Here is a 9,189-nt window from a genome sequence, read left to right on the forward strand (position 1 = left end):
GACGGCGCAGTGGGACAGCGCATGCGGGGCGGCGCATGTGGAGGGCGCGACGTCGCCGTCATGGCACGTCCGGTGACCGGCCATGGCCGGACGGCTGCCCCGGATCCGGGGTCCGCAATAGCATGGGGTGATCCCGGTGCAGCGGGTGGCTGCCTTGAGAGTAGAGGTGAGTGGATGTACCCGTACCCTCAGAGCGGCGCCGAGCCCGTCCTCCTGCAGATCGGTGACATGGCCCTGACGAGCACGCACGTGATCCTGCCCCACGGGCAGTATCCGCTGCACGGCGCCACCTGGACCGTGCACGACTCGACCCAGGTCACCGAGAGCATCTCCACGGCGGGCATCATCCTCACCGTCGTGTTCGTCTGGTTCTGCCTGCTGGGCCTGCTGTTCCTGCTGATGAAGGAAACCCGCTACCTCGGGTTCGTCTCCATCTCCGTGACCGGCCCCGGCTTCCACCACACCGCCCAGTTCCCGCCCGGCCCGCAATCGAGCGCCTGGGCTGCCCAGGCGATCGCGCAAGCCCGCGCCATCACCGCCGCCGCCCCTCCCCTCGCCTGATCCCGGCCACGCACGCGAGCGCGTGACCTGACCGGTGAGGCGAAGCAGGAGGCGAGCCACCCCGGGAAGATCGCGAAGCGATGGCCGAGCGAAGTGGGCCTGGACTGCTATGACACTCCGGCGAAGCCGTGCTCGCGGGCGTAGTCCTCCAGTTGGGTGCGCAGCCGGCGCCGTCCCCGGTGCAGCCGGGACATGACCGTGCCGATCGGGACGCCCATGATCTCCGCGATCTCCTTGTAGGAGAAGCCCTCCACGTCGGCGAAGTAGACGGGCAGCCTGAACTCCTCCGGCAAGTCCGCGAGCGCCTGCCGGACCTCGGAGTCGGGGAGTCGTTCCAGCGCGGTGGTCTCGGCCGACTTCAGGCCGCCCGGCGTGTGCGAGGCGGCCTCCGCGAGCTGCCAGTCCTCGATCTCCTCGCCCGGCGCCTCGGTGGGCCGCCGCCGCTGCTTGCGGTACTCGTTGATGAAGTTGTTGGTCAGGATGCGGTACAGCCAGGCCCTCAGGTTGGTCCCCTCCTTGAACTGGTGGAACGACGCGTAGGCCCTGGCGTAGGTGTCCTGGACGAGGTCCTCGGCGTCCGTGGGGTTGCGGGTCATGCGCAGCGCGGCGGCGTACAGCTGGTCGATGTAGGGCATCGCGTCCCGTTCGAACCGGCGCCGATCCTGGTCCGCCCCCGGGTCCGTCATCAGCATCATCAGGGGCCCCTCCCGCCGCCGCTCCGGACACCGGACCGCGACTTCCGAGCTGCAATGTTCATGTCATCCCCCCACTGGAGCCTGAAAAGCTCCGTATGCCCCATATAGACCACAGATAACGATCAGGTGTGACATGGCACGGGCAGTGCGCTGGGTCATCCCGTCCCGGCGGGCGGGAGCAGGCGGGGGGCGATGGCGGCGCCCAGGGTCGCCGCGACGGCCGACGCGACGACGATGGTCCAGGCGCCGGGGCCCAGCGGCGTGCAGCCGAAGAAGTGGCTGAGGACCGGCAGCTCCACCACGGCGAACAGGGCGGCGGCCGAGACGGCGCAGGTGGCGATCACGAGGGGACTGCGCCAGCGGGCGATGAGGGTCTGGCCGAGCTGGGCGCCGACCAGGGACGCCAGCGCCATCGTCGAGGCCCGGCGACGGCCCCCGGGAACGAGCCGGGTCAGCCGCCCGGTCTGCCAGCTCACCAGGGCGGCGGCGGTCGTGGCGGTGCCGCGCACCCAGAGGACGCGCCGCATGTCCTGGCCGATGAACCCGCGGCTCGGCGCTTCGCCGAGCCACTCGTGCTGCTCGGCGCCGTGCTGCTCCGCGCCCTGCTGCTCCGCGCCCTGCCAGCCCGCGCCGTCCTGGCCCGCGCCCTGCTGGTCCGCGCCCTGCTGGTCCGCGCCGTGCTGGCCCGGGTCGCGGGGGGTGAGGGCCACGGCGAGCGCGGGGAGCATGTCGGTGAGCATGTTGACGACGAGCAGCTGCCGGGTGCTCAGCGGCGCCTTCCCGGTGAGGGCCGTCCCGAGGATGGTGAACGCCACCTCGCCCGCGTTGCCGCCGACGAGGATGGCCGCGGCGTCGCGGACGCTGTGCCACAGGGCGCGGCCCTCGCGCAGCGCCTCCAGGATGAGCGCGGTGTCGGGCGCGGTGAGGACGAGGTCCGCCGCGCTGCGGGCCGCGCCGGAGCCGCGCCCGGCGACCGCGATGCCGACGTCGGCGCGGCGGATGGCCGCGGCGTCGTTCACGCCGTCGCCGGTCATCGCGACCACCCGCCCGGCCCGCCGCAGGTCCTTCACGATGCGCACCTTCTGGGCCGGGGAGACGCGGGCGAAGACGGCGGCGCGCTGCACGGCCCGGAGCCGTTCGCCGGCGGACATGGCGTCGAGCTCGGCCCCGGTGACGACCCGGTCCGCGCCCGGGATGGCGAGCCGCGCGGCGACCGCGGCGGCGGTGTCCGGATGATCGCCGGTGATCATGGTGGTCCGCACGCCCGCGTCGGTCAGCCGCCGCACCGCCTCCGCGGCGGTGGGACGCGGCGGATCGGCGATGCCGATGAAGCCCAGCAGCGTGAGGTCCGCGACGTGGTCGGCGAGCTCGCCCCGGATCGCGGCCGGGTCCGGGACGGGACGCTCGGCGACCGCGAGCACCCGCAGCCCCTGCCCCGCGAGGCGCCGGACGGTCGCCGCGGCGGCGCGGCGCCGGGCCGGGGTGAGCGGCTCGTCGCCGTCGGCGCCGCTGCCCGGGGCGTGGATCAGCGCGCACTCGCCGAGGAGCACCTCGGGCGCGCCCTTGACCGCGAGGACGGTCCGGTCGCCGTCGCGCCCGAGCGAGGCGGAGAAGCCGCGGGTGGCCTCGAAGGGGAGTTCCTCGTCCAGCGTCCAGCGGTCGTCCGGCGGCAGGTCGGCTGCGCGGTCGAGGACGGCCCGGTCGGTGGCGTGCGGAGCCCGCGTCCCGCGCGGCGGCGGGGAGGCGCGCACGGCCGTCCGGAGGATGCGCTGCCCGGCCGCACCGGTGAGCGACAGCGGACGGGCCGGACCGGCCGCGCGGACCAGGCGGAGCCTGCCCTCGGTGAGGGTTCCGGTCTTGTCGAAGCACAGGGTGTCGACGCGGCCGAGCGCTTCGAGCGCCCGCGTCGAGCGGACCAGCACGCCGAGGCCGGACAGCCGCCGTGCCGCCGCGAGCTGGGACAGCGTGGCGACCAGCGGCAGCCCCTCGGGGACGGCGGCCACCGCGACCGCGACGCCGGAGCCGAGAGCGCGGCGCAGCGGCAGCCCGCGCAGCATCCCCAGCGTCGTGACGGCGGCGCCGCCGAGCACGGTGGCGGGGAGCGCCTCGTGGGTGAGTTCCGCCAGCCGCGCCTGCATGCTGGACGAGGCGTCCATCGCCCCGGCGAGCGCGGCTGCGCGGCCGGCCTCGGTCGCGTCGGCGGTGGCGACCACGAGCGCGACCGCCTCGCCGGCGATGACCGTGGTCCCTTCGTAGATCATGCAGTGCCGGTCGGACGGGTCGGCGCCCGGCGCCGGCTCGACGTCCTTGCCGACGGGCACGGACTCGCCGGTGAGCGTCGCCTCGTCCACCTCCAGCGACTCCGCCCACAGCAGGCGGGCGTCCGCCGGGACGACGTCCTCCGCCCGGAGCAGGATCACCTCACCGACCCGCAGGTCGCCCGCCGGGACCCGCTCGGCGGCGGCCGACCGCAGCCGCGCGAACGTTTCGGGCTCGGCGGCGTCGGGCTCGGCGGCGTCGGGCTCGGCGGCGTCGGGCTCGGGGGCGTCGGGCTCGGGGGCGGCGCGCAGGCGGCGGGCGCTGACCTGCTGCCCCAGGAGGAGCTCGCCCAGCACCCGCTCCGCGCGCATCCGCTGGGCGCCGCCGATCAGCGCGTTGCCCGTCATGACCCCGGTGACCAGCAGCGCGTCCACGCTGGAGCCGACCACGGCCGAGGCCGCCGCGCCGAGCGCGAGGACGGGCGTCAGCGGATCGTCGAGCTCCTGCCGGACCGCGGCCGCCAGCCGCGTCCCCGCCCCGGCGGGCCCGGCCCGCCCACCACGGGCCGACTCCGCGGCGGGCCCGGCCGGGAGGCGGGACAGCCGCCGGTACGCCTCCTCGGCGGTGCGGGCGTGCCAGGCGTCGCGGACGACGGGTGGCGGCGGCGGGCGGTGGTCCAGCCGCCGGGCGCTCACCGCGTTGGTCAGCATCGCGATCATGGCCGCCAGGTGCACCGGCGGCAGGTCCCGCCAGCCCGCGAGCCCGCGGCGCCGGGGCCTTCCGCCGGCGATGAGCAGCGCGCCGAGCGCCGACGCGCTCAGCGACAGCTCCGCGGCGCGCTCGCTGGCGCGCCGCGCCGGCCGGACGGCCGCCAGCACCCGCCACGCTTCGGCGAGCCCCGGCCCGCACACCAGGTCGGCGCGCCAGTCGGCCGCGCCGCCCTCGTACAGGACGCTCACGCCGACGTCGGCCGCGTCCAGCGCCCGGTCCTGCCCGCGCGAGACCACCAGGACCCCGTGGCCGTCCTGCTGCAGGGCCCGCACCGAGTCCGCCAGGTCGTCGACGGTCACCGGGGAGTCGTCGCCCCAGGCCACGAGTTCCCGGGTGCTCACGTGCTCGGTCAGGACGACCACGTCGGCCGCCTGGTGCGCCGCCGCGAGCAGCCCCTCGGCCATCGGGTCGAGCGAGCAGCCCACCAGGACCTGCCCGCACAGCCGGTCCCGCTCGTCCAGCAGGTGCAGGGTCATGCCCTGAGGGCCCGCGGGGGTGCCGGACACCTTCACCAGGCGCCGGTCCCCGGCGGCGCGGCCCGCGATCAGCGCGCCGGCGCTGCGCCAGACGTCCGCGTCGTCCAGACTCCCCGGACCCTCGCCGGTCGCGGACAGCAGCTGCAGTTCCCCGCCGCACAGCACCGCGGAGTCGATGACCACCGCACTGATCCGGTCGAGCCTGCGCAGCGCGCCCGGTTCCAGCACCACCACGCCGCGCCGGGCCAGGTCGTGCGCCAGCACGGAGGCGAACGCGTCCCGCCCGCTCTGCGCGGCCTTCGGGACGGTCGCCAGCAGCAGTTCGGCGGCGGCGGACACGTCGTGCGTGCCCGCGAGGACACCGGCCCCGCCGAGCAGATGCCCCAGTTCGGTGCGGTTGGCGGCCTTTTCCACCGGGCCGTCCGGGAGCGGGCACGGCCGCCGTCCGCGGGCACCGCACTCCTGCGGCTGCGGCCCGGCCGCCAGCTCCGGCTCCCGGCGCCGCCACGCCTCCCGGCGCGCCGCGATCTCGTACATCTGGAAGACCCGGTGCGCGGCGTCCGTGGCGAGCGGGGCGACGCCGTGCCCGGCGCCCTGGACGACGGCGTTGGCGGTCCCGAGCAGGGCCTCGGCACGCAGCTTTCCGAGCGACCGGTCCAGCGCCCGCCGCACGTGGGGCGCCGCGTCCGCCACCGAGACCGCCGCCCGCACCGGGCTCGGAACGGGCGGCAGGAAGAACAGCCTCCCGACCACGGCCCCGACCGCACCCGCACAGTCCGCGACAAGGGCGGAGGTGACCGCCGCCCAGGCCATCTCGTCATCGGGCGGGACGGCGTGCACGCCCCCGTCGCGCTGGGCGGTCTGGTCAGGCTGGGCGGCCTGGGCAGTCGGGGCGGCGCCGTGCGCCTCCTCCACGTCCCGGATGGTCTCGACCAGCGCGTCCAGGCCGACCTCAGGGTCGGAGTAGGCGACCAGGACGTGCCCCGTAACGGCGTTGACCTCCGCCCAGTTCACCCCGTCCAGCCGCCGCAGTGCACCCGTCAACGCCTCCACGTACCGCCGGTGCCGCCCCCCGGAGCCCGACAGCCCGTGCACCTGGATATGAGCGCGCCCCTCACCGGCCCACACGCACCGCCGGGGCCTTGCGCCGGCCAGCGTCGCGAGCGCCCCGGCACCCCGGGAGGCTTGCCGCGCGCCCGCGTCCACGAGCGTGACCGGCGCGCTCACCACCGCCCTGACCAGGGACGCCCCCGGAATCCCCACCGCCAACTCCCCCTGTCCGCGGCTCGCCGTGGCTCCGGTCCACCGATGAACGCCGGGTTACCCGTGAACACGCACCGCAAACAGGCGGTCACCGGGACCGCCGCCAGTCATCCCAGGTGAGCGAGGGCTGTGCTGTACAGGTGGGCGGGGTTCGCGGGACGTCCAGCCCGGGACGGCGTCATCCCACGCATCCAGGGGCGTAGGAATCCAGGGGCGTAGCGGTGGTGGACGCCGGGGACGTCCGGTCCCGCCGCATCGCCGGGGCCGCCGACTCTCGGGCATGCTGGAGCTCGGCGGAGAGGAGCCGAGATGACCCTGGCGATGAGCGCGGCCGAGCGGGAGGCATTCCTCGCGGGCACGTACGTGGGCATTCTGAGCGTCGCGGACGACGCCGGCCGGGCGCCGCTGGCGCTGCCCGTCTGGTACACCTACGAGCCCGGCGGCGAGATCACCTTCATCACCGGCCGGGACAGCCGCAAGATGGCCCTGATCCGGGCGGCGGGACGGGTGAGCCTCGTGGTGCAGGAGGCCGCGCTGCCCTACCGGTACGCCTCGGTGGAGGGCCCGGTCGTCGGGTTCGAGGACCCGGCCCGTCCGGAGGACCGCCGCGCGCTGGCCGAGCGCTACCTCGGCGCCGAGGGCGGCGCCGAGTACCTGAAGGCGACGCAGGACGTCGCCGAGACGATGGTCCTGACGCGGGTGCGTCCGGAGCGCTGGTACACCCGCGACTACACCAAACAGTCCCCCTGACGCCCCTCGTGGCCTCAGGACGACCCGTCAAGCCTCAGAGCGAGCCCGAGGGCAATCCCCCGCAGCGGCAGGAAGAACACGGCCTCCGCGGGGGCTCGCAGGAACACCCAGATACTGCTCGGGCGGTCACAGGGGCCCCAGCACTGTGTCGGGGTCCGCGTCCAGCGCCAGTGTTTCCAGGACGGACAGGAGCCGGCGTTCCTCATACCTGAAGTGCGACTCCATGATCGCCGCCAGCCCTTCCAGGTGCCGATCCAGTTCCGCGGGCGGGGCCGCCCGAGCCGCGGCGGCCTGGAGCCCGGTCAGCAGGTGCTCGATCATCGAGTGGTCCTGCTGCAGGTACCGCAACGTCTCCCGCAGTTCGGGGTGCTGCTCGGCTATCGCGGGGAACAGGTCACGGTCCTCGCCCTCGTGGTGAGCGGTCAGGGCGGTGCAGAACCCGTGACAGAACAACAGCAGGTCCCTGGTCGCCGGCTCCGCCGGCTCACCGGCGGCCAGCGCATGCCGGGTTACGTTCAGCGCTTCGCGAAGCCTGTCGTGCACGCGGCGCAGTTCACTGCTCCAGGCCACCAGCCTGGTCTTCTCGCCCTCAACCACAGGTGGAGAGCGAAGGTACGACGATCATCGTCGTCGATTCCCTTCGGTCCGGCGCCTCCATGCCTGGCACGGCCTGCCACCAGCACGCGACGCTACGCGCGAAGTTACCACGAAGCGGACAGCACCCAACCGTCCTCGAACGGGCAGCCGCTTCCGTGCAGTGACCGGGATCCGCTGCCAGGTCTGGTCGACGCCGCGGGTGCCATCGACACCCACAACCGAACGGCCCCCCTTACAAACCGTCCCGCGCTTCAAACTGGGCCGACCCGTCAACTCCGGAAGCCGCCGAGTCCGTGACTTCCCGCGCCTCCGACGCGCGTCACAGGAGGCAATTCACCCCACGAGACCAGCCGGAAGCACGGAATCCTCCATGGCCTTCTTGAGCAGCTCGACCACCGCGAGGCGCCGCGCTCATCCCTCGCATCCTTCGCTTCACACCCCTGGAAGATGAGCGTGGCCACGATGCCGACCAGCACCACCGCGCCAAAGATCCCCTGGGACACGACTCCAGCTGGCCGGAAGGTATCAATATTCTCACCCCGAACCGCAAATACAGGCCGTGAGTGTTCGATAACATTGAGTCATGTGTTCGAGGGAGTTCGATCTGGCCGCGATGTCCAGCAGTGAGTTGGTGGGCGTGGCGGCTGCGGTCGCGTCCGAACTCGCTCGGCGTCCGGCACCCGACTCTCCGGCCGCGTGCATGCGGGACGCCGAGACCCTCGCCCGCGCGACCGACCTGCATGAAAGCGCACTGTCCGGGCTGATCGGGCGGGTGGACGCCTCGGGGGAAGTGCGCCGCTGGGGGTTCCCGTCGGCGCGAAGCTGGCTGCGGAGTCGGTTGGGCATGCGAGAGGCCCGCGCCAAGGAGCGCATCGCGCTGGCCCGCGAGCGGCACCGGCTTCCCCGGGTAGCCGAACGTCTCGCGGCCGGGGAGTTGTCGTACGGGTACGCCGCCACCGTGGCCGGTGCCGTGGCCCGCCTGGACGACGACGACTGCGCCAGGGCCGAGGAGATCCTGCTCGACCTGACCCGGCAAGGGTTCTCCGCCGGGAAGGTCGCCGCGTTCGGCAACCGGATCACCGACCTGATCGCCGAACGCGACGGCACCGACACCCCCGACCCCGACTCCCGGCGCGGATACGAAAGCTCCTGGATCGACACCACCCGCTCGCTGGACGGCGGCCGGTACCTCAAGGGCTGGCTGAACGCCGAGGACGCCGCCATCTGGGACGGCACCCTGAGCCCCCTGGCCAAGCCCGCCGGGACCGACGACCACCGCGACCTGTCCGAACGGACGGCCGCCGCGCTGACCAGCGTCCTGTCGGGCGGGCACAAGGCCACCAAGGTCACCGTCATCTGCGACCTCGACACCCTCACCGGCGGCAACACCCCCGCACGCCTCACCGACGGCACACCCATCCCCGCCGAACAGGCCCGCCGCATCGCCCTGTCCGCCGGCGTCTCCCCACTTCTCCTGGGGCGCGGGCACGTGCCGCTCTACCTGGGCCGCACCGTCCGCTTCGCCACCCCGGCCCAACGTCGGGTACTCGAAGCACTCAACCCGACGTGCGCCGTGCAGGGATGCGAAGTGCCCGGGACGCTGTGCGAAGTCGACCACGTGGCCGGCTGGGCACTGGGTCACACCCCCACCGACATCGACAACCTCACCCTGACCTGCGGATTCCATAACCGCTTCAAGGCCGGCAACCCCGACCAGATCCACGCAACCCGAGCCCGGGACGGCCGCTACACCTACCGCCTCCTACCTCCCGACCAACTGCCACCACCCGGCGGCACACCCGGCAATCCCCCACCAC

At 74.1% G+C, this 9,189-nt stretch carries 6 protein-coding genes; 3 read left to right on the top strand and 3 right to left on the bottom strand.

What is annotated here, in order from left to right; all coding sequences use genetic code 11:
- The first annotated feature begins 174 nt into the window (after nucleotides 1–174).
- Nucleotides 175–561, top strand: a complete 387-nt coding sequence (locus E1289_RS20750) for a hypothetical protein (protein WP_207929061.1) — start codon at nucleotides 175–177, stop codon at nucleotides 559–561.
- A gap of 107 nt (nucleotides 562–668) precedes the next feature.
- Here E1289_RS20750 and E1289_RS20755 read toward each other — a convergent pair whose 3' ends face one another.
- Together E1289_RS20755 and E1289_RS20760 are read right to left on the bottom strand one after the other, a co-directional pair.
- Nucleotides 669–1,253: a sigma-70 family RNA polymerase sigma factor gene (locus tag E1289_RS20755; RefSeq protein ID WP_131982627.1), complete on the bottom strand. Its 585-nt coding sequence runs from the start codon at nucleotides 1,251–1,253 to the stop codon at nucleotides 669–671.
- 158 nt (nucleotides 1,254–1,411) lie between these two features.
- Nucleotides 1,412–6,025: a cation-translocating P-type ATPase gene (locus E1289_RS20760; protein ID WP_207929063.1), complete on the bottom strand. Its 4,614-nt coding sequence runs from the start codon at nucleotides 6,023–6,025 to the stop codon at nucleotides 1,412–1,414.
- A gap of 309 nt (nucleotides 6,026–6,334) precedes the next feature.
- On the opposite strand from E1289_RS20760, the gene E1289_RS20765 reads away from it, so the two are divergent.
- Nucleotides 6,335–6,775 carry a pyridoxamine 5'-phosphate oxidase family protein gene (locus E1289_RS20765; RefSeq protein WP_131982609.1) on the top strand — a complete coding sequence of 147 codons (441 nt, stop codon included), beginning with the start codon at nucleotides 6,335–6,337 and terminating at the stop codon, nucleotides 6,773–6,775.
- Nucleotides 6,776–6,901: 126 nt separating this feature from the next.
- Here E1289_RS20765 and E1289_RS20770 read toward each other — a convergent pair whose 3' ends face one another.
- Complete coding sequence (locus E1289_RS20770) at nucleotides 6,902–7,372, bottom strand: hemerythrin domain-containing protein (protein WP_131982611.1); 471 nt, start codon at nucleotides 7,370–7,372, stop codon at nucleotides 6,902–6,904.
- 583 nt (nucleotides 7,373–7,955) lie between these two features.
- On the opposite strand from E1289_RS20770, the gene E1289_RS20775 reads away from it, so the two are divergent.
- Nucleotides 7,956–9,189, top strand: a 1,234-nt coding sequence (locus E1289_RS20775) for an HNH endonuclease signature motif containing protein (RefSeq protein WP_131982613.1), incomplete at its 3' end; no start/stop codon positions are given.

This window comes from Actinomadura sp. 6K520 (assembly GCF_004349245.1).
In the GTDB taxonomy this organism is placed as follows: Bacteria; Actinomycetota; Actinomycetes; order Streptosporangiales; family Streptosporangiaceae; genus Spirillospora.